The 18,809-nt window shown below is 70.9% G+C and carries 16 protein-coding genes and 3 pseudogenes; 6 read left to right on the forward strand and 13 right to left on the reverse strand.

What is annotated here, in order from left to right:
* Positions 1-463 (reverse strand): cellulose binding domain-containing protein (locus tag PV341_RS16575; protein WP_500358214.1); only part of this gene is annotated, 463 nt, incomplete at its 3' end.
* A gap of 331 nt (positions 464-794) precedes the next feature.
* Here PV341_RS16575 and PV341_RS16580 point away from each other — a divergent pair.
* A complete protein-coding gene (locus PV341_RS16580; protein WP_500331376.1) occupies positions 795-1,034 on the forward strand; it encodes a hypothetical protein in 240 nt (79 codons plus the stop codon).
* A gap of 70 nt (positions 1,035-1,104) precedes the next feature.
* Here the strand turns inward: PV341_RS16580 and PV341_RS16585 are convergent.
* Positions 1,105-1,446, reverse strand: a pseudogene (locus PV341_RS16585) (ATP-binding protein); the annotation flags it as partial.
* Positions 1,446-1,735, reverse strand: a pseudogene (locus PV341_RS16590) (response regulator); the annotation flags it as partial. The pseudogenes PV341_RS16590 and PV341_RS16585, both read right to left, overlap by 1 nt.
* A gap of 108 nt (positions 1,736-1,843) precedes the next feature.
* Here PV341_RS16590 and PV341_RS16595 point away from each other — a divergent pair.
* A complete protein-coding gene (locus PV341_RS16595) occupies positions 1,844-2,398 on the forward strand; it encodes a hypothetical protein (protein WP_500358216.1) in 555 nt (184 codons plus the stop codon).
* Here PV341_RS16595 and PV341_RS16600 read toward each other — a convergent pair.
* Both PV341_RS16600 and PV341_RS16605 read right to left on the reverse strand, forming a co-directional pair.
* Entirely contained in the window at positions 2,395-3,258 is an 864-nt protein-coding gene (locus tag PV341_RS16600; protein ID WP_500331368.1) for a spermidine synthase, read from the reverse strand. The two genes, PV341_RS16595 and PV341_RS16600, sit on opposite strands and share 4 nt — an antisense overlap.
* Positions 3,259-3,291: 33 nt before the next feature.
* A complete protein-coding gene (locus tag PV341_RS16605; protein ID WP_500331366.1) occupies positions 3,292-3,690 on the reverse strand; it encodes a hypothetical protein in 399 nt (132 codons plus the stop codon).
* Between the two features lie 177 nt (positions 3,691-3,867).
* On the opposite strand from PV341_RS16605, the gene PV341_RS16610 reads away from it, so the two are divergent.
* Positions 3,868-5,190, forward strand: coding sequence for an NsdA family TPR-like regulatory protein (locus tag PV341_RS16610; RefSeq protein WP_500331364.1), 1,323 nt, complete (start codon positions 3,868-3,870; stop codon positions 5,188-5,190).
* Positions 5,191-5,203: 13 nt separating this feature from the next.
* On the opposite strand, the gene PV341_RS16615 is transcribed toward PV341_RS16610, so the two are convergent.
* From PV341_RS16615 to PV341_RS16630, 4 genes are all read right to left on the reverse strand, one after another.
* Positions 5,204-6,244, reverse strand: a complete 1,041-nt coding sequence (locus PV341_RS16615; protein ID WP_500331362.1) for a hypothetical protein — start codon at positions 6,242-6,244, stop codon at positions 5,204-5,206.
* A 71-nt stretch (positions 6,245-6,315) separates the two neighbouring features.
* Positions 6,316-11,100 carry an RHS repeat-associated core domain-containing protein gene (locus PV341_RS16620; RefSeq protein ID WP_500358218.1) on the reverse strand — a complete coding sequence of 1,595 codons (4,785 nt, stop codon included), beginning with the start codon at positions 11,098-11,100 and terminating at the stop codon, positions 6,316-6,318.
* Positions 11,101-11,199: 99 nt separating this feature from the next.
* Positions 11,200-11,385 carry a hypothetical protein gene (locus PV341_RS16625; RefSeq protein ID WP_500331358.1) on the reverse strand — a complete coding sequence of 62 codons (186 nt, stop codon included), beginning with the start codon at positions 11,383-11,385 and terminating at the stop codon, positions 11,200-11,202.
* A gap of 10 nt (positions 11,386-11,395) precedes the next feature.
* Positions 11,396-12,016, reverse strand: a complete 621-nt coding sequence (locus PV341_RS16630) for a hypothetical protein (protein ID WP_500358220.1) — start codon at positions 12,014-12,016, stop codon at positions 11,396-11,398.
* Positions 12,017-12,053: 37 nt separating this feature from the next.
* Here PV341_RS16630 and PV341_RS16635 point away from each other — a divergent pair, with 37 nt between their 5' ends.
* From PV341_RS16635 to PV341_RS16645, 3 genes and pseudogenes are all read left to right on the forward strand, one after another.
* Complete coding sequence (locus tag PV341_RS16635) at positions 12,054-12,815, forward strand: GNAT family N-acetyltransferase (protein WP_500358222.1); 762 nt, start codon at positions 12,054-12,056, stop codon at positions 12,813-12,815.
* A gap of 51 nt (positions 12,816-12,866) precedes the next feature.
* A pseudogene (locus PV341_RS16640) lies at positions 12,867-13,681 on the forward strand (helix-turn-helix domain-containing protein).
* Positions 13,678-13,878 (forward strand): DUF397 domain-containing protein, encoded by a 201-nt coding sequence (locus PV341_RS16645; protein ID WP_500322774.1) that lies wholly within the window; start codon positions 13,678-13,680, stop codon positions 13,876-13,878. Before PV341_RS16640 ends, PV341_RS16645 begins: the two are co-directional and overlap by 4 nt.
* A 22-nt stretch (positions 13,879-13,900) precedes the next feature.
* Here PV341_RS16645 and PV341_RS16650 read toward each other — a convergent pair whose 3' ends face one another.
* The 4 genes from PV341_RS16650 to PV341_RS16665 form a co-directional block, all read right to left on the reverse strand.
* Positions 13,901-15,373 carry a GH1 family beta-glucosidase gene (locus PV341_RS16650; protein WP_500322775.1) on the reverse strand — a complete coding sequence of 491 codons (1,473 nt, stop codon included), beginning with the start codon at positions 15,371-15,373 and terminating at the stop codon, positions 13,901-13,903.
* A 76-nt stretch (positions 15,374-15,449) separates the two neighbouring features.
* Positions 15,450-16,367 (reverse strand): carbohydrate ABC transporter permease, encoded by a 918-nt coding sequence (locus PV341_RS16655; RefSeq protein ID WP_500322776.1) that lies wholly within the window; start codon positions 16,365-16,367, stop codon positions 15,450-15,452.
* Between the two features lie 5 nt (positions 16,368-16,372).
* The gene (locus PV341_RS16660; protein WP_500322777.1) at positions 16,373-17,404 is read right to left on the reverse strand and encodes a carbohydrate ABC transporter permease; all 1,032 of its coding nucleotides are present in this window, start codon (positions 17,402-17,404) and stop codon (positions 16,373-16,375) included.
* 5 nt (positions 17,405-17,409) lie between these two features.
* Positions 17,410-18,756, reverse strand: a complete 1,347-nt coding sequence (locus PV341_RS16665; protein ID WP_500322778.1) for an ABC transporter substrate-binding protein — start codon at positions 18,754-18,756, stop codon at positions 17,410-17,412.
* Between the last annotated feature and the right edge of the window lie 53 nt (positions 18,757-18,809).

Here is an 18,809-nt window from a genome sequence, read left to right on the forward strand (position 1 = left end):
GGCGCCCGCTGGGGGAGGCGGTCACGCCGTCGTCGACGGAGCACTTCACGTCGTTGATCCGGCAGTTGACCGGATCGCCCGCCTTCGCGGCGGACTTGGTCACGAAGCCGAACTCGGCCGTCTTTCCCGCGGCGATGTCCTTGTTCCAGCTCGCGGGGCGCACGGTCACGTGCTGCCCGGACGCCGTGTAGGTGGCGTTCCAGAGCGAGCTGATGCTCGTGCCCGCGGGCAGGTCGAACTTCAGCGTCCAGTCGGACAGCGTCGCGTTCGAGGAATTGGTGATCTCGTACTGGCCGGTGTACCCGGTGCTCCAGTCGCTGGTCTTGCTGTACGCGGCACCGACGGTGGCGGCCTGGGCCGAGCCCGCGAGCGCGAAGGCCCCGGCCGCGACGACCGCGCCCGCGGTCACGCCCCCGAGGAGGGCGACCTTGCGGGTGGGACGACGACGATGTGAGTTCCTCATGAGGCCGCACGCTAGCGATGCCGATTCGGACAAATGCCCAGTTCCGTGCGGGCGTTCGACTTCTTATGGCGCGCTTAAGGGAGCCATCGGGGCCGGTTAAAGGTTCAGACCTCTGCGGGCGGCGCGGTGCTGCTCGCGGCCGGTCGGCCAGTCGGCCGGTCCCTGCCGCGGCCTTTGTCAAGCCCCGAAATCCGGGGGCATGACGCGGGGCACGGGGCCGGGGTTAATGGAGACATGGGTGCACGCAGAGCCGGGAATTCGAAGTGAAATTCCGGACAGGACCGTTCGCCGTACATCCCTCCCCGTAATTCCTCACGCAAGGAGAATCCCGATGACTCGCACACGACGTCTGGTAGTCCTCACCGCTTCCGCCGCCCTGGCCGCGGGAGGTGCCCTGATCCCCGCCACGGCCTTCGCCGCGCCGGCGTCGGCGCAGGCCGACTCCGTGGTGACGCAGACCTCCCAGCAGTGGGCCGGCGCCGTCAGCGGCTACGTCAGTGACGACTACTGCTATTCCGGGGAGGACGCATACTATTACTACTACGAGGCCTGCGACATTTACTGGGGTTGACCCGGAACGGCCGTCGCGAAATCCGGCTCGCATACCTGCCGGGTGGTGGGAGCCACCCGGCCTCGATCGTTCAGAGCCCCGTGGCCGCGGCGGTCCGCTTCAGCCGCCTGCGGCGCACCACGCGGTGGTTCCGCTTCCCGCCCGCGGCGAGCGGCCGCAGCGCGATCCACACCCGGATCTCCGCGCCTCCCAGCACCGAGGAGCCGAGCCGGACGTCGCCCCCGGTGGATTCCGCGAGGCGCCGTACGATGTCCAGCCCGAGGCCCGTGGAACCGTCGCCGCCCGCGCCCTGGCCGCGCCGCAGTGCGGCCGCCGGGTCCTTGATGCCCGGGCCCGCGTCGGAGACCAGCACGATCACCGCCTCCTGGCTGCTGTGCACGTCCACCGCGAAGGCCGTGCCCTCGGGGGTGTGCGTCGGCGCCCGCGTTGAGCAGCCGCACGATCTCCGACTCGTCGTCCCGCGCCGTCGCGATGATCACCGGCACGTCCGTGATGCCGCGCAGCATCTTCAGCGCCTCGGCCCCGTCCAGGTCCGGCAGGCCGAGGTCCAGGATCACCACGTCGAAGCCGACCTGCGCGACCTCCCGGAGCGCCTCCAGGGCCGTGCCCACGCTCCGTACGGAGTGCGCGGCCTCGGTGAGGTGCCGGATGAGGGCGGAGCGCACGAACTGGTCGTCCTCGACCACGAGCACACTTGCCATGGCCCGCAACTTAGCCCATGAGGGGGATGCCGGGTGGGCGCGAGCACGTCAGAACCTGAAGCGCAACCCCCGGCTCCGTTCGGCGGGTGCGTCCGGCACTATGGGCGGATGCGAAAAGGACTGGCGCACGCCGGAGCGTGGACGCTCGCCACGAGCGCCGCCGTCGCACTGTCGTGGTTCGGCGTCCACCACGTGCTGGCGGGCACGGCCTACGACCCGCCCCGGGCCCTGCCGATCTCCGAACCGGTCTCCGACAAGGTCCCCGCCCCCACGCAGTCCCCGGACGGCGGAGCCACCCACCGCGCGGCCGGGCCCACGGCCACCGGCCCGGCCCGGACCGCCCCCGCCATGCCGCGCACCCCGTCCACCGCCCCGGCCCGGCCGCCCGGTTCGGCCACCCCCGCCACCACCTCCTCCGCCGACACCGGCAACGTGCACGGCTACACGGTCGAGGGCGGACGGGTCGTGCTCGACCTGGGCGAGACCTCGGCGACCCTGGTCTCGGCGACGCCAGACTCCGGCTGGGAGATGAAGGTCTGGAAGCAACCGGAGTGGATTCGCGTCGACTTCGTCTCGGCCACCACGACCTCGTCGCTCTTCTGCACCTGGAACGGGCATCCGCCCACCGTCGACACCTACAAGGCGCAGAACACGGGCGGTTAGCGGAACACCGACTCCGGGGGAGCGGGCGAGGCCGCCGCCGTGGCGTCGGTGACCGGCGCCGCGCCGCCCGCGAAGGCGTCCAGCTCGCTGCCGTGCTCGACCCGCCCCGGATGCGGGTCCGAGGCCACCCGCCGGGTGAACTCCGCCACGGGCAGTTCGCCGTCCGCGGCCACCAGGATGACGTTGCCGAAGCGCCGCCCCCGCAGGACGGCGGGATCCGCCGCCAGGCACGCGTGGGGGAAGCAGGCCCGCACCGTCGCGATCTGCGCCCGCAGGAACTCCAGCCGTCCGCCGTCCGCCACGTTGGCGGCGTAGAGCCCCCTGGGCGTCAGCGCGCGCCGCACCTGCGCGAGGAACTCCGTACTGGTCAGGTGGGCGGGCGTACGGGCCCCGCCGAAGACGTCCGTGATGACCAGGTCCGCCCAGCCCTCCGGGACCTTCGCCAGGCCCTCGCGGGCGTCGCCGCCGCGCACCTTGATGCGCCAGGTGCGGTCCCAGGGCAGTTCCCGCCGCACCAGCTCGATCAGCGCGGTGTCCAGCTCCACCACCTGCTGCGTCGAGCGCGGCCGGGTCGCCGCGGTGTAGCGGGCCAGGGTCAGCGCGCCGCCGCCCAGGTGCAGCACGCGCAGCGGGCGGCCGGGCGGCGCGGCGAGGTCGACGACGTGGCCGAGCCTGCGCTGGTAGGAGAAGTCCAGGTGCTCCGGGTCGCCGAGGTCGACGTGCGACTGCGGCGCCCCGTCGATCAGCAGCGACCAGCCCCGCGGCCGGTCCCGGTCCGGCACGAGCTCGGCGAGACCCCCGCCGACCTGCTCGCGTATGCCGTCCGGTGCCTTCGTCGTCCTCGTCCTGCGCGGTGCCATGCACCCCAGTATGGGCGGCGGGCGACGCGGGGCTCAGAGCCGGTCGGCCAGCTCGATCATCCGGGCGGCCTCGCCCAGCGCGTCACGCAGCACCGCCGGGTCCGTCACGGCGCTGTCGTCGTGCGGGGGCACCAGCCAGCCGGTGCCGGCCACCGGCGGCTCCCGCAGCTCGCCGGGGACGGTGAAGCCGCCGCCCTCGGTCTGCGTGCAGGCGCTGCCCGGCATGTCCCAGCCGTCGGCCGTGCCCGGCGGCACCAGGAAGCCGAGGCTGTGACCGGAGCTGTCGTGCAGCACGGGTCCGAGACCGGTCCGCATGCGCAGGATGTCCACGGCCTCCAGTCCCTGCCGGGTCGGGACGGTGACCAGATCCCATGGTTCGTCCAACAAGGCGAATCCTCCTTGGGGTCGGACGGTGGGTTGCACGGTGTCCAACGCGCGCGGACGTCAACGGCTACGCCCGCTTGACGCCGACAGGGGTGGCGTTTCATGGCGAATGGAGGGTGAGATATCCCTTTTGTAGCCAAACCCACGGTACTCGGGCCCTCACAGCGAGTACGGTCGTCGCGCCGCCAACCGGCACCGCACCGACCGTCCAACGGGAGCCCGGCGATGCACTCGTCACCTTCCACCCCCAACACAGCCTTCCGGCGCCTGCGCGGAGACCGGTCCCCCGGCGAGTTCGCCGCCGCCGTGCGCCGCGCGGGGCGGGACATCGGCGAACAGGTCAGCTGCGACGCCCGCTACATCGGCCGCGTGGAGTCGGGGGAGATCCGCTGCCCCAACTACGCCTACGAGCGGGTCTTCCGGCACATGTTCCCCGGCCGCGACCTTGCCGACATGGGCTTCGAGCCCCGTGAGCTGGTCCGCGGGCGGCGCGGCACGGCGGTCCCGGCTCCCCGGCCGGCCCCGTACGAGACCGAAACCGACGAGGAGAGCGACGTGCTGCGTCGCGCGTTCATGACCGGCGGCCCGGCCGCCATCGCCACGACCCTGATGCTGGGGCCCGCCGCCGCGGCGGAGCCGGTGCACAAGGTCGGCAGACCCCAGGCCCGGGCTGTCCGCGCGGCCGTCCGCGAGATCCGCCTGCACGACGACCGGCACGGCGCCGGCGCGCTCTACCGCCAGGCCGGCCACTCCCTCGGGGCCGCCTACCGCCTCCTCGACGAGGGCACCTACAGCCAGGCCGTCGCCGAGGACCTGATGGGCGGCGCCGGTGAACTCGCCATCTCCGTGGGCTGGCTGGCCCACGACTCCGGGCGCCTCGCCGATGCCCGCTCCTTCTACGGCGAGGCCCTCGCCACCGCCCGCATGGCCGGTGACCGCGCCCTGGAGGCGCACGCCTTCTGCAACGCCTCCTTCCTCGCCCGCGATGCCGGGCGCCCCCGCGAGGCCGTCCGCGCGGCCCAGGCCGCCCAGCAGGCCGCCCGCCACCTCGGCTCGCCGCGCCTGCTCTCGCTGCTCGCCCTCCGCGAGGCGGGCGGCTGGGCCGGCCTCGGCGACCGCCCCGGCTGCGAACGCGCCCTCGCCCGCGCCCAGACCCTGTTCGGCAGCGGCCCCCGCGCCGCGGACCCCGAGTGGATGACCTTCTACGGCGAGGCCGAACTCGCCGGGCTGGAGGCCCAGTCCTGGTCCGCCCTCGGCGACCACCACCGCGCGGTCGAGCACGCGCGGCGCGCGGTCGGCCTGCAGGCGCCGCACTTCACGCGCAACGCCGCGCTGTACACCGCGGAACTCGCCGACAACCTCGCCTCCGCCCGACACGTCGACGAGGCCACGGACGCCGGCATCCGCGTCCTGGACCTCCTGGGCCGCGTCCAGTCCCCGCGCGTGCGGGGCATGCTCTCCTCCACGGCCCAGACCCTCCAGCCGTACTCCCGGCGCAAGGACGTCGCCGAATTCCTGCGCAGGCAGGCGCAGTCGCGGCCGGCGTGAACCGGCGACGCCGCTATGCGGGCAGGGCCTCGGGGTCGCCCGCCCGCCACCGCAGGACCCTGTCCTCACTTACGGTGATCCACGTTCCGTCACCCAGGGGGATGGGTTCGGGACTCACGGAGAAGGGGTACACGATCTCCGCCAGGGGAGCCAGCGTCGCAGTGTCCCACAGGAAGTGCCGGGATTCCTCGGGCCAGATGTCCTCGGCCACCGCCGCCAGCACACGTTCACGGTCGACGAATCCCGGGCCGCCGACGAACACCGCTTCCGGATCGTCCAGCACGGTCGTGGCCTCGGCGTGTGCCGCCGTCCGGCACAGACCGGACGGCGCCGGCTCGTACCGGGTGAGGATCTCGCCGCCTCTGGTCAGCTTGAGGAACGACGTTCCGTCCAGGCTGTTTCCGGTGAACGGTTCGTCCGCGGGGCCCGCCGGTACGGCGGAGATGTCTCCGTCGCGGAGCGAGACCAGGAGGGAGTGCGCGTCGTCCTGCCCCTGACCCGCCGACAGAAAGACGAAATTCGCGGCGACGAGGCTTTGCTGGAATTTGTAGAGCGCGGAGAAGGAGGGCAGCGTCCTTTCGCCGAGCAGCTCACCCGAGCCGCTGTCGAGCGCGATGCAGAGGTCGCCGTCGTACGTGCCGTTCGTGACACGACCCACGATCGTCGCCAGCACGACGTCGTCCGAGGGCATCGCGACGCACGCGCCGCGACCCAAGCCGTCCGCGGCCCAGGCGTCGTGGTCGAACGCCCACCGGACGGAACCGTCGGCGGCGAGCGAGGTGATCCGGTGCCGCCCGCCGACGAGCAGTCCGTCCGGTGTCGGAGTCGCGTAGCTTGACTCGTCCGGTACGGGGGCCGTCCACGTCCGCGTCCGGGAGAAGACCCGAGACAGGTCATCGGACAGGCGGCGAGTGGTGATCTCCGGACCGTCGTGACTCACGATCCAGTTGGCGCCATCGCGTACTTGCCAGCCGTCCCGTCGTCCGAGTGACTCCTCGACGCCGGGGCAGTCGTCCTCGGCGACGAGCTCCGCGGAGATCCTGCTGAGAGCCATGATGCTGAACGTGTCCTGTCTCGGGTCGAGGGTTCACTGCCGGCGGTCGCCGTCCCGCGGGGACCGGGGGATCAGCTCGGATGATACCGACCGGGCCAGTAGAACTGCCTTTGGTGCGTCGGCTTTTCCTCCTGGTGGACCGGCCCGGTCATCATTCCCCCGCTCGCGCGGATCAGAGGCGCGCAGATGTCGGCGCAAACGCTACGGGACGCGGCTCCGTGCGTGGGGTTCCAACTGGCGCCGCCGCTGCTCCTGTGCATCCTGTTCAGGAAATTCAGGATGTTCTGCTCTGAATGGCCCCCCCTTTCCTTGGGGGGCGGCTTCGGCATGTACTGGTCTTTCGGCAGGGGAATGGCGCCCAGTTGCTTGGCGAGTTTGATCTGGGCCCCCGTGAGGGGGGTCCTGCTGGTGCCGGCGACGAAGATCCGGGGTCCTTCCGGCGTATCGGCATGGATCGCCGCCACCGTCTGGTACTGCCTCTTCTCTTCCGGGAGGACGTGGGCGATCTGGGTGGCGATGCTCTCCAGGGAGGTCAGGCACGGTGTGAGGCCGAGCGGGTCGGCCCAGGTGTGAGGGTTGTGGACGTACGTCGTGGGATTGGGGGCGGGACCCAGCCCCAGGGGGTCCGACGACACGTATCGTGCGGTCTCGGGGTCGTAATGCCGGAAGAAGTTGTAGTGGAGTCCGCTCTCCGGGTCGAAGTACTGCCCCGGAAACCGGAGGGGCGTGTAGGCCGTGGCGTCGGCCGGCCAGGCGGTGGAGCCCCACAGTGCCGAGCGGCTCCGCCAGGCTATGTGACCGTCCTCGTCGACGAGTTCCGAGGGGCTTCCGACGAGGTCGGTGACGATCGCGAAGAAGCGCTCGTCGACCTCGTCCTGGGTGGCGTCGTCGACCGTCTTGTGCTCGGTCTGGGCGACCGGTCGGGAGCCCTGGTAGTCCCAGGTCAGGCTGATGCGTGCGGACGCCTCCGACGGACCGGTGCACTGCTCGGCGAGGTCCGGCCCGTCCCACGTGAAGTCGGTCTGCTCGACGACCGAACCGCCGTCGGGCGACATCCGCTGTTTGGCGATGCGCCGGCCGAGGGGGTCGTAGAGGTAGCGCCAGACGGTGCCGTCGGGCGTGACGACCCGGGAGAGCTGGTCGTCGGCGTCCCACTCGTACCGCCAGGTCTCCGGTTTACGTGAGAGCCGCGTCTTCTGCCGCAGCGTGATCCGGCCCTGCGCGTCGAACTCGTACCGGATGTTACCGGCCCGCGAGATCCGGGTCCCCGCGTACTCCCGCTCTCCGCGCGCCTCCGCGCCCGGATGGCGGTCGGGCCAGGAGGCCAGCGTCTGGTTGCCCGCTGCGTCGTAGGCGTAGGTCTCCTCCCACCCCCGGGCGGTGACCCGGGTGACCCGGCCGATGGTGTCCAGTGCGAAGGAGCGGCGGCCCGAGAGCTGGTCTTCGACGGTCACCAGGTTCCCGTCGGGCCGGTAACCGTATTCCCGGCGCTGGACGGGCCGTGGGGCCTCGGCGGCGCCGGCGGGCGATGTGAGGGTGAGGGTCTGTCCGGTGAGTCGGCCCATGGCGTCCCACGCGTGGCTCAGATGCAGGCCGCCGCGCACGTGGCGGGCGGTCTCACGGCCGAGCGCGTCGTGCTCGAACGTGATCGTGCGACCCGACGTCACGAGCGCCACGGCGTTGCCTGCCGGATCGTACGTCCACGAGGCCGTGGCCCCGCTCGGCGTCACGCGGTGGGTGCGGCGGCCGGTGAGATCGTATGCGCTGGCGAGGACCCGGCCGTTCACGGATTCGGCGATCACCCGTCCCACGGCATCGCGGGTGAGGGACAGTTCGGCATCCTGGCTGATCGCCTGCGCCAATCGGCCCTCGGGATCGTGCCGGTAGGTCGTCGACTCCCCGTTCGCGAGCTTCTCGGTCACGCGGCCCATCGCGTCGTGGGTGAAGCGGACGGTCTGCCCGGCTCCGTTGGTGTGGGCGACGAGCCGGCCTGCCGCGTCGTACGTGTAGCCCAGGGTCCGCCCGTCGAAGTCCCGCTCGGCGACCAGGAATCCGGCCGTGTCGTAGGTGTAGTCCCACGTCAGCCCTTGGGGGTTCCGCACGCTGGTCAGCTGCAGTTCGGAGTCGTGGTGGAACTCGAAACGTGATCCGTCCGGGTCGGTACGCGCGGTCAGCAAGTCGAAGTGCCCGTACTCGAAGCGGGTGACCTGCCCCAACGGGTCCGTCTGCGTGACGCAGTTGCCCTCACCGTCGTAGGTCCACGATTCGGTTGTCCCGTCGGGGCGGATGACGGCGGCCGTGTGACCTTCCACGGTGCGGAGGACGGTCGTCGTCGCGCCGCTCGGGTCGCTGACGGTCGTGAGCCGGCCGAAGGCGTCGTATCCGTACCGGGTCGTGTGGCCGAGCGGGTCGGTGATGGCGACGGGCAGGCCGGCGGAGTTGTGCTGGGCCCGACTGGTGTTGCCCAGGGCGTCGGTGACGCAGACCACACGTCCGCGGTCGTCATGGACGTAGCGGGTGACCGCGCCGGTGGGGTCGGCGAGAGCGGTGAGATTGCCTGCCGCGTCGTATTCCTGGCGCCAGACCGCACCGTCCCGGCCCGTGATCACGGTCGGGAGGCCCGACTCGTCGTACGCGGTGGTGATGCGCATCGCGTCGGGGCTGATGACGGTGGTGAGGCGGCCGCCCTCGTCGTACGCGTAGTGGGTCGTGTGACCGAGCGCGTCGGTGGTTGTGAGGACGTTGTCGCTGTCGTCGTACTCGGTGCGGGTGGTGTTGCCCAGAGGGTCGGTCGAGGCGACGACCTGGAGCCGGTCGTTGATCACGTGGCGAGTGGTGTGCCCGAGCGAGTTCGTGGCGGTGGTGACGGTGTGCCCGGGTGACGGGTCGGCACCGTCGTACGTGTACGCATAACGCAAGTGGCCGTCGGTCCCCCCCTGTGAGACGCAGCGGCTGCGGTGGTCGTAGGTGTACTCGTACCGGCGGCCGTTCGTGTCGGTCCAGGCGACCATCCGGTGGTCGCCGTCGTACTCGAACCGCGTGGGGTTCCCCGAGGAACCGGTGACCTCCGTGAGGTTGCCGGCCGTGTCGTGCCCGTAGCTCACGACCAGTTGGTCGGAGCCGTCTTCCGCCGCACCGGCCAGGTGGATGGCGGTGACCCGGGCCTGATCGTCGGTGGTGAGCTTGAGGTGGTAGCCGGCCGAGTGCCGGATGGCCAGCGGGGCCCCGGTCTCGTGGTGGTGGTCGAACGTGATGCGGTCGCCGTTGCGGTGGGACATCTCGTCCAACAGCGCCAGCCCCGGTGCGTGGACGGCTTCGGCGAAGTAGCGGGTGTGGCCGGCGTCGGGGTCATGGACCGCCCAGTCCCCCTGGGGAGTGCGGGTCAGCGGCCAGCGCGGTCCGCGGGCGGGCAGGACGTGCTCCCCGGGGCGAGGAAGGTCGTAGGACAGCAGCAGTCCGGTCTCGGTGACGAAGACGATGCCGCGGTCGTCGAACTCGAGGCGCTGGTCGACGGTGGAGGCCCAGGACCTGCCCACGTGCCGGCCGGCCCGGTAGGACGACTCGAACTTGCGGGTGAAGGTGAGGGGGAGCATGCCGGGCAGGACGATGTCCGCCGCCCTCAGGAACACCCTGCCGGTCGCGACGTCGACCGGGTCACCGCAGTCCTTGATCGTGTGGTCACGGCGTGTGCTGTTGTTGGGGTGGTCCATGTCGAGGCTGTCGCGAGTGCTGCTCCGGCCCGGTCCTCGGCCTGCTGACGCCGGTCGCGTGCCGGCGCCGGCATGGGGGCCCTTGGGATCGTTCCTGCCTCCCTTGGCGATGCGGTCCAGGTCCCCGGCGATCTTGTCGTCGTTGTCGCGGTGGTTCTGGTGCATCTGCTTCAGGCCCTTGCGCATGTCGTTGCGCACATGGCCCACGGCCTTCTCGGCCGCCTCGCCGATGCCGTCCACGATCTTCGTGGCGATCGGCATGACGTGCTCGGCGATCTCGCCGCGGCCGCTGGTCCGGCCCTTGGCGTTGCGGGCCCGGCCTATGTGCCCCTTCGACTTGCCGTGCAGGGAGCCGGTGATGCCGTCGAGCTGGGTGTCGATCCGGTCGAAGCTGTCCCCGTCGCTCTGGAAGTGACTGCCCCCGCCGCCCCCGCCCCCGCCGCCACCTCCGCCGCCTCCGGCGCTGGCGAGGGTGAAGCTGTCGGCCTGCTTCTTGGCGCCGTCGACGCCCTCGCCGAAGCCCTCCTTACCGGCGTCGGCGGTCCGGCCGAGGTCGACGCCCTTCTGGAGGCCGAGGGCGTTGGAACCGACCTGGATGATCAGGTCGGCTGCCATCGACTCCAAGGCGGCGTAGATCGGGGCGGTGGCGATCGACATCAGCTGGTCGACGACCTGGTTGATGACCTCGCGGAAGATCTTCTTCACGATCATCCGGGTCGCCTGGGTCGCGGCGGCCCCGGCGAAGCTCGACAGCCCGAGCGTGAAGGGGGCGGAGGCGATGGTCGCTACGATCTCGGCTGCCAGGATGCCGAGTTGGACGATCGCCGCGACTTTGGCGACTTCGATCGCGATCGCCACCCCGTCGAGCGCCGTCGCCCCCATCCGCGCGGCCTCGGCGAGATTGGCCAGATGCGTGCCTTTGACCTTGCCCCAGTGCGCCTCGAAGGCGTCCATCGCGGCGCCCGCGTTCGCGCCCAGCAGCTCCTGCACGGCGGTGTGGGCGTCCATGGCGCCGCCGTCGATGTCGTCCGCGAAGTCCCGCAGCGACGTGGCCATCTCGCGGTAGTCGTCCTCGTCGACGTTCGGCCACGCGATGCCGATCAGGTCGAGCACGTACGCCAGTTCGTCGGGCAGTACGACACCCACCGCGGACACCCCCGTGTCTCTTCTTGACTGCAGCTGCAGAGATTTTGACGCTACGTGAGAGGCTGCAGTTCCTCAACTGCCCTGGGGATGACAGGCTGTCTATCGGACGCGCCACCTGAGCACGGCGTCGAGCCAGCCGATGACGGGCTCCCCGCCCGCACCCACGTGGTGCCGGCCGTTGCGCACGAACGCGTCCTCGAAGGCCCGGTAGCTCCAGGGCAGGTCCGCGAGTTCCATGATCCGGTCCAGAAGATCGTCGGCGACGTCCCGGAGTTGCCCGGCCATGACGGCGAACCTAACGCTTCGGCCGGACGACGACGCCCGCGCGGCGGTAGGCGCCGTACGACATGGCGTCGTTCCCGTCGAGGAGGATCACGTACGCCTCGCCCCGCGACCAGCGGACGTGCCGGGTGGCGTCGAGGTCCCTGTACGGCCAGGGACCCGCGGGTTCCGGTTCCCCAAGGCGGTCGCGCAGCAGTGCCGCCATCCGCCGGTACTCCGCGTCGTAGTCCTCCGCCGTCGCCTCGCGCCGCACGTCGGGGCGGCTGTGCCAGGGCCCGAACTCGTTGTCCCACTCGGCCGGGTCTTCCGGGTCGGCGAAGTACGCGAAGGGGTGCAGGACGTAGCTCCCCTCACCGCACCCGGGGTGGGCGCACACCACGTCGGGGGAGCCGTCGTCCATGCAGCCGGGAGCCTCTCCGAGCTCCAGCCACCAGTCGTCGACGCCCTCCTCACGCCCGGGCAGGAACTGGACCTCCCACCAGCCGATGACCGGCCCCTCCTCCTCGTCCTCCGGGACCTCCCAGCCGTTGGCCACGAACGCGTCCTCGACCGCCCGGCAGCTCCACGGCAGGTCCGCCAGAGCGATCATCCGGTCCACGAAGGCCTCGTCGGCGCCGAAGAGTTGTATCGCCATGGCACGCGACCCTAGCGGCCCGGCCTAGGCTGCCCCCATGTCAGGACCGCAAATGCCGCAGATCCGCGCCTTCGTCACCGCCTTCGCCCGCCGCCAGGCCGCGCGCACCGTCGACCTCCCCGGTGGCTTCGCCGTCCTCGACGACGCCTACGCGTACTCGCACGGCAACAACCACGTGGTCGTGGACGGCACCTCGGATCCCGAGGCGCTGCCCGCCCTCGCCGACGAGGCGCTGGGCCACCTGAAGCACCGCGCGATCACCGTCCTGGACGACGCCACGGGCACCGCCTGCGCCGCGCCCCTGATCCGCGCCGGCTACCACCACTCCGCCGAGCTCGTCATGCTGCACACCGGCCCTGTGCCGGACGGCGGCCCCGCGGCGGAAGTGGACCTCGACGCCTTCCGCGCCCCCCTCGCCCGGCGCTGGCGCGGCTTCCTCCCGGAGGCCGACGACGAGGTCATCCGCCAGCTCGTCGACCGCCGCGAGGCCCGCCGGCGCGGTGCGGACGTCGTCCGTTTCATCGGCGCGCGGGCGCCCGAGGGAGACGTCGCCTCCTGGGCGGACCTCTACATCGACCCCGCGTCCGGCACCGCCCAGATCGAGGACCTCATCACCTCCGAGGCCCACCTCGGCCGCGGCCACGCCGACGCCGTCCTGTCCACGGCGCTGCGCCAGGCCGTCGACGCCGGGTGCGCCACCCGCTTCCTCGTCGCCGACGCGGACGACTGGCCCCGGCACTGGTACGCGCGCCGCGGCTTCACTGTCATCGGCCGCTTCCACAACTTCGGACGCGGCTGACAGCGCCGTTCCGTAGTCTGGTGACCACGGAGAGTGCGGGGGTGGGTGCGGATGACCGGCGAGGTGACCCAGCCGCCGATGGCGTGGCGGTACTGCGGCAACCAGGTCAAGCTCTGGCGTGAGCAAGCGGGCGTCACGCGCGAGCAGCTGGCGCGTGAGGCGGCGTACGGCTACGAGACCGTGAAGTCCATGGAGCAGGGCCGCCGCCGGCCCAGTTCCCGGTTGCTCCAGGTCGCGGACCAGCTCTGCGGGGCCGGGGGAAGCTCACGGCGGCGCAGGAGTTCCTGGAACCGGAGAAGTTCCCCGAGCGCACGCGTGAGTTCATGCAGGCGGAAGCCGAGGCGATCGCGCTGTACGGGTACGAGCCCCTGCTGGTTCCCGGGCTGTTGCAGACCGAGGCGTACGCCCGTGCGCTGATGGGCAACAGCTGTCCGCCGCTCGACGACGAGACCATCGAGGAACGGGTCGCGGCGCGTCTTGAGCGGCAGGAGAAGCTGCGGCGGAAGCCCACGGCCTTGTTCGGGTTCGTGCTCTATGAGGCGGCCCTGAGGACGAACGTCGGCGGCCCGGAGGTGATGAAGCGGCAGTTGCAGGACCTGCTGACCGCGGGCTCACTGCGCAACGTCTCCGTCCCGGTGCTGCCTGCCGACCGTGTCGCGTATCCGGCGCTCAGCGGGTCGTTGGTGCTGATGGAGACGGAGGAGCACGAACACCTCGCCTACGTGGAGGCGCAGGAGACCAGCGCCCTCTGCACCGACCCGACGAAGGTCAGCCGGCTGTCGCAACGTCATGGGACCATCCGCATGCAGGCCCTCGGCGTCGAGGAGTCGGCGCGGTTCATCGGCGAGGTGGCGGAGGCCCTATGAACAGCCGGTTGGTGTGGTCCACGTCCAGCTACAGCGACGACCAGGGCGGCAACTGCGTCGAGGTCGCCGCCACCCCCCACCGCGTGCACCTCCGGGACAGCAAGGACCCGGACGGCCCCTCCCTCTCCTTCACCCCCGCCGCGTGGACGCAGTTCCTCCGCGGCGTGGGACGGGACGCGGCACCCCCCTCCGAGTAGTGCGCCGCGTCCCGCCGGTCCGTCAGGACGCGGTGTCCGCCTCCGCCGCGTCGGGGAGCGCGCCCGCGCGGGCGACGCCCGCGTACCAGTGGGCGCTGGACTTCGGGATGCGCTCCTGCGTCTCGTAGTCGACGTAGACCGCGCCGAAGCGCTTGCTGTACCCGTACGCCCACTCGAAGTTGTCCATCAGGGACCACAGGAAGTAGCCCCGCACGTCGGCGCCGTCGCGCATCGCGCGGTGGACCGCCTCCAGGTGGACGCGCAGGTACTCCACGCGCTCGGGGTCGTGCACGGCACCGTCGGGGCCCACGGAGTCCTCGTAGGCCGCGCCGTTCTCGGTGATGAGCAGCGGCAGGTCGGGGAACTCGCGGTTCATCCGCATCAGCAGGTCGTACAGGCCCGTGGGGTCGACGGACCAGCCCATCGCCGTCCGCTCGCCAGGGGGCTGGTGGAAGGCGACGTCGTCCGCGCCCGGCCAGGGGGAGAACGCGCTGGAGCCGTGGCCGTCGCTGCGCGGCCCGTCGACGGAAGCGCCGTCCGACACCAGGGTGGGCGTGTAGTAGTTGATGCCCAGCACGTCCAGCGGGTGGCGCTTGATCGCGGCGAGGTCGCCGTCCTGGACGAAGGACCAGTCGGTCAGGCCGCGGGTGTCCTCGAGCAGGTCCTTCGGGTAGGCGCCGTTGAGCAGGGGGCCGGTGAAGACCCGGTTGCCCACGGCGTCGATGCGGCGTGCGGCGTCCACGTCGGCGGGGGTGCCGGTGAGCGCGCGGACCTGGTGCAGGTTGAGCGTGATGCCGAGCTGGGCGCGGGCCGGGAGGACCGAGCGCAGCGCCTCGGCGGCGCGGCCGTGGCCGAGGTTGAGGTGGTGGGCGGCGCGCAGGGCGGCGACCGGGTCGGTGCGGCCCGGGGCGTGGACGCCGGAGCCGTAGCCGAGGAAGGCGCTGCACCAGGGCTCGTTGAGGGTGGTCCACAGCTGGACGCGGTCGCCGAGGGCCTCGGCGACGATCCGCGCGTACTCGCCGAAGCGCTCCGCGGTGTCGCGGGCGGGCCAGCCGCCGGCGTCCTCGAGCTCCTGCGGCAGGTCCCAGTGGTAGAGGGTGACGGCCGGCTGGATGCCGTGCTCCAGCAACTCGTCGGTGAGCGCGCGGTAGAAGTCGAGGCCCCGCTCCACCGCCGGCCCGCGGCCGGTGGGCTGGACACGGGACCAGGAGACGGAGAACCGGTAGGCGCTCAGGCCGAGGTCGGCCATGAGCCGTACGTCGTCACGGAAACGGTGGTAGTGGTCGGCGGCCACGTCGCCGCTGTGGCCCTCGAAGACCTTGCCGGGGGTGTGGCTGAAGGTGTCCCAGATCGACGGGGTGCGCCCGTCCTCGGCAGCGGCGCCCTCGATCTGGTACGCGGCGGTGGCCGCGCCCCACAGGAAGCCGGGCGGGAACTGGTGGCCGCTTGCCGCGGCGGTGCCGCTCGCTGCGGGACGGATGTCGGACGCTGTCATACGGGAGCGCTCCCATCGGAACGAGTGAACAAGAGGAAGAGAGGGGGAAGGGGCGCGGCCGCGGCCGGGGGAGGGCTCAGCCCTTGACCGCGCCCTGCATGATGCCGCCGACGATCTGCTTGCCGAAGATCACGAAGACCAGCAGCAGCGGGAGCGTGCCGAGCAGCGCGCCCGCCATGATGACGGACTCGTCGGGGATGTAGCCGCGGCCGAGGCTGGTGAGCGCGACCTGCACGGTCGGGTTCTCCTGGGTCAGCGCGATGATCGGCCAGAAGAAGTCGTTCCAGGCCGCGACGAAGGTCAGCATGCCCAGGACCGCCATCGCGGGCCGGGCGGCCGGGAAGACCACGTGCCAGACGATCCGCAGGCTGCTGGCGCCGTCGACGCGGGCGGCCTCGATGATCTCGGTGGGCAGGGCCTGGGAGAGGTACTGCCGCATGAAGAAGACACCGAAGGCACTGACGAAGGTCGGCAGGATGACCGCCTGGAGGTGGTTCGTCCAGTCCAGGTCCGCGATCCACAGGAACAGCGGCACCACGCTCAGCTGCGGCGGCACCATCATGGTGCCGATGGTCAGCATCAGCAGGAAGTTCTTCATCTTGAACTGCAGCTTGGCGAAGGCGAAGCCGGCGATCGTCGAGAACAGCACCGTGCCGATGGTGATGCTGCCGGCGACGATGGTCGTGTTCAGCAGCGCTGTGCTGAGGTTGGCCTCGGTCCACGCGGTCTGCAGGTTGCTGAAGAGGTTCGAGCCGAACCAGAACGGTGGCGGGGTCTGTGCCAGCCGCGAGTTCGTCCGGGAGGCGGCGATCGCGGTCCACACCAGGGGGAAGAGGGATATCGCCGTGAAGACGATCAGCACGATGTAGGTGAACGGGCCCGCGTGCAGCTGCCGTCCGGCCTTGGGCGCCCCGGGGGTGCGGCGCTTCGCCTTGCGGGGCGCGTCCGCTGCGCCGGCCGCCTGATCCGCCGGGTTGGTCGAGATGGTGGCCATCGTCGTCACCCCTCGTGGTTCTTGCGCAGCCAGCGGGCGACCAGCCCGTTGACGGCGGCGATCAGCAGCAGGAGCAGGAACATCGCCCAGGCGATGGCCGAGGCCCGCCCGAGGTGGTAGTTCGTCCAGCCCTGCTCGTACAGGTACAGGCCCAGCGTCTGGAACTGGTGGGAGGAGCCGCCCTTCTCGCCGCCGGGGCCGCCGAAGAGGAACGGCTCGCCGAACAGCTGGGTGGCGCCGATCGTCGAGACCACGATCGTGAAGAGGATCGTCGGCCGCAGCATCGGGATCGTCACGTGGCGGAACTGCTGCCAGCGCGAGGCGCCGTCCAGCGCGGCGGACTCGTACAGGTCGTGCGGCACGGCCTGCATCGCGGCCAGGTAGATCAAGGTGTTGTAACCGGTCCAGCGCCAGATCACGATCGACGAGACGGCGATCTGGGAGGACCAGGTGCCCGCCCGCCAGTCGATGTGGTGGCTGAAACCGAGGTGCTCCAGCACCCAGTTGATCATGCCGTAGTCGGTGCCGAACATCAGCGTGAAGACCAGCGTGGCGGCGGCCACCGACGTGGCGTACGGGGTGAGCATCGCGACCCGGAAGAAGGTCGAGCCGCGCAGCTTGTAGTTGAGCAGGTGGGCCAGGCCCAGTGCGATGAGCAGCTGCGGGACGGTCGAGATCACACCGATGGTGAACGTGTTCTTCAGGGCGTTCCAGAAGAACTCGTCCTCAAGCAGGCGGGTGTAGTTGTGGAAGCCGACGAACTCCCGCGCGTCGAGGTTGGTCAGCTCCACCCGGTAGAAGGAGGACCAGCCCGTGTAGATCAGCGGGAAGAGGCCGAAGGCGGCGAAGAACAGGAAGAAGGGCGAGACGAAGGCGTACGGCATCGCCTTGACGTCCCACCGGTAGCGGCGGCTGCGCCAGCGGCCGCGTCGCTCGTCACGTGCGTCGCGCGGACGGCCGGAGCCGCCGCGCGGGGCCGCGCCCCCCTCGGAGGGGGGCGCGGTCACTGCGGTCATGTCGGAGATCTCCGAAGCCATGCGGGTCACTGGTCCAGTGCGTTGTCGATTTCCTTCTCGGCAGCCGCCCAGCCCTGAGCAGGGGTCTTGCCCTGCTGCTCGACCTGCAGGATGCCGACGTCGGTGATGGCCGTGTAGATCTGCTGGTCCTTCGGACCGATCACCAGGGTCGGGATGCTCTTGGCCGCGTCGGCGAAGATCTGGCCGATCGGCGCGTTGTTGAAGTACTCGTGCTTGGCGTCCTTGACCTCGGGCAGGTCATAGGCGCCCGGGGCGCTCGGGAAGCTCGCCTGCTTGGCGAAGACCTTGGCCTGCTGCGCCGGGGCGGTCAGCCACGCGGCCAGCTTGACGGCCTCTTCCTTGTTCTTGCCGGCCGAGGGCACGCCGACGAAGGAGCCGCCCCAGTTGGCGGGCTTCGGCGCGGCGGCGACGTCCCACTTGCCCTTGCCCGCGTCGCCGGCCTTCTCCTGGATGTAGCCGAGCATCCACGACGGGCAGGGGAGCGAGGCGAAGCGGCCGTTGGCGAAGCCCTGGTCCCAGGCCTTGTCGAACAGCTTCAGCTTGGCCGTCATCTTGCCGGTGGTGGCCTCCATGGCCAGGTCCCAGGCCTCCTTCACGGAGGGGCTGGTCTTGTAGATGACCTTGCCGCTGCTGTCGTAGTAGCGCTCGGAGGCGGAGTTGCTGATCGCCTGGTAGAGACCGGCGGACGAGTCCAGGAACGTGGTGCCCTTGGGCGCGTTCTCGGTGTAGGTCTTGCCCGCGTCCAGGTACTTGCTCCAGTCACCGGCCCACAGCTTGCCGACCTCGGCGCGGTCGGTGGGGAGCCCCGCCTTCTTGAACAGGTCGGTGCGGTAGCAGATGGCCATCGGGCCGATGTCGGTGCCGAGGCCGATGGTCTTGCCGTCGGAGGTGCTGGCCTGGGCCCACTTCCAGTCGAGGTAGTTCGACTTCTCGACGCCCTCGGCCTTGGAGAGGTCCTCGAACTTCGCCGCCTGGGTGGTGACGATCTCGTTGATGTTGCCGACCTCGATGGCCTGGATGTCGCTCAGGCCGCTGCCGGCGGCGAGGTGGGTGAGGAGCTGCGGGTAGTAGGCGTCGTTCCGCTCGATCACGTTCTCCTTGATCGTGATGTTCGGATGCGCCTTCTCGTACTCCTCGTACAGACCGGCCTGCTTGTAGCCGAAGACACCGAAGGTGCCGACCGTGAGGGTGATCTTGCCCTTGCCGTCACCCTCCGAGCCACCGGCCTTGGCGGGCTCGTCGCTGTCCTTGGAGCAGCCGGCGAGCAGGCTCACTCCGAGCGCGGCCACCGCGGTTATCGCTACGGCAGCGGTACGGCCTCGTGGCCGGGACGACTTCCTTGTCGTGCGCATTCGGGTCCTCCGGGATACGTGCGGGAAGTGTACGTGTTCGCTAGTGTGGGAGC

It is taken from the genome of Streptomyces sp. PA03-1a (assembly GCF_033792805.1).
Lineage (GTDB): Bacteria > Actinomycetota > Actinomycetes > Streptomycetales > Streptomycetaceae > Actinacidiphila.

Coding starts and splice junctions, on each gene's coding strand:
- PV341_RS16595 (WP_500358216.1), top strand. CDS start 1,844: ATGCGAAAAGGACTGGCGCACGCCGGAGCGTGGACGCTCGCCACGAGC.
- PV341_RS16600 (WP_500331368.1), bottom strand. CDS start 3,258: ATGGCACCGCGCAGGACGAGGACGACGAAGGCACCGGACGGCATACGC.
- PV341_RS16580 (WP_500331376.1), top strand. CDS start 795: ATGACTCGCACACGACGTCTGGTAGTCCTCACCGCTTCCGCCGCCCTG.
- PV341_RS16645 (WP_500322774.1), top strand. CDS start 13,678: ATGAACAGCCGGTTGGTGTGGTCCACGTCCAGCTACAGCGACGACCAG.
- PV341_RS16660 (WP_500322777.1), bottom strand. CDS start 17,404: ATGGCTTCGGAGATCTCCGACATGACCGCAGTGACCGCGCCCCCCTCC.
- PV341_RS16625 (WP_500331358.1), bottom strand. CDS start 11,385: ATGGCCGGGCAACTCCGGGACGTCGCCGACGATCTTCTGGACCGGATC.
- PV341_RS16630 (WP_500358220.1), bottom strand. CDS start 12,016: ATGGCGATACAACTCTTCGGCGCCGACGAGGCCTTCGTGGACCGGATG.
- PV341_RS16615 (WP_500331362.1), bottom strand. CDS start 6,244: ATGGCTCTCAGCAGGATCTCCGCGGAGCTCGTCGCCGAGGACGACTGC.
- PV341_RS16610 (WP_500331364.1), top strand. CDS start 3,868: ATGCACTCGTCACCTTCCACCCCCAACACAGCCTTCCGGCGCCTGCGC.
- PV341_RS16650 (WP_500322775.1), bottom strand. CDS start 15,373: ATGACAGCGTCCGACATCCGTCCCGCAGCGAGCGGCACCGCCGCGGCA.
- PV341_RS16665 (WP_500322778.1), bottom strand. CDS start 18,756: ATGCGCACGACAAGGAAGTCGTCCCGGCCACGAGGCCGTACCGCTGCC.
- PV341_RS16635 (WP_500358222.1), top strand. CDS start 12,054: ATGTCAGGACCGCAAATGCCGCAGATCCGCGCCTTCGTCACCGCCTTC.
- PV341_RS16655 (WP_500322776.1), bottom strand. CDS start 16,367: ATGGCCACCATCTCGACCAACCCGGCGGATCAGGCGGCCGGCGCAGCG.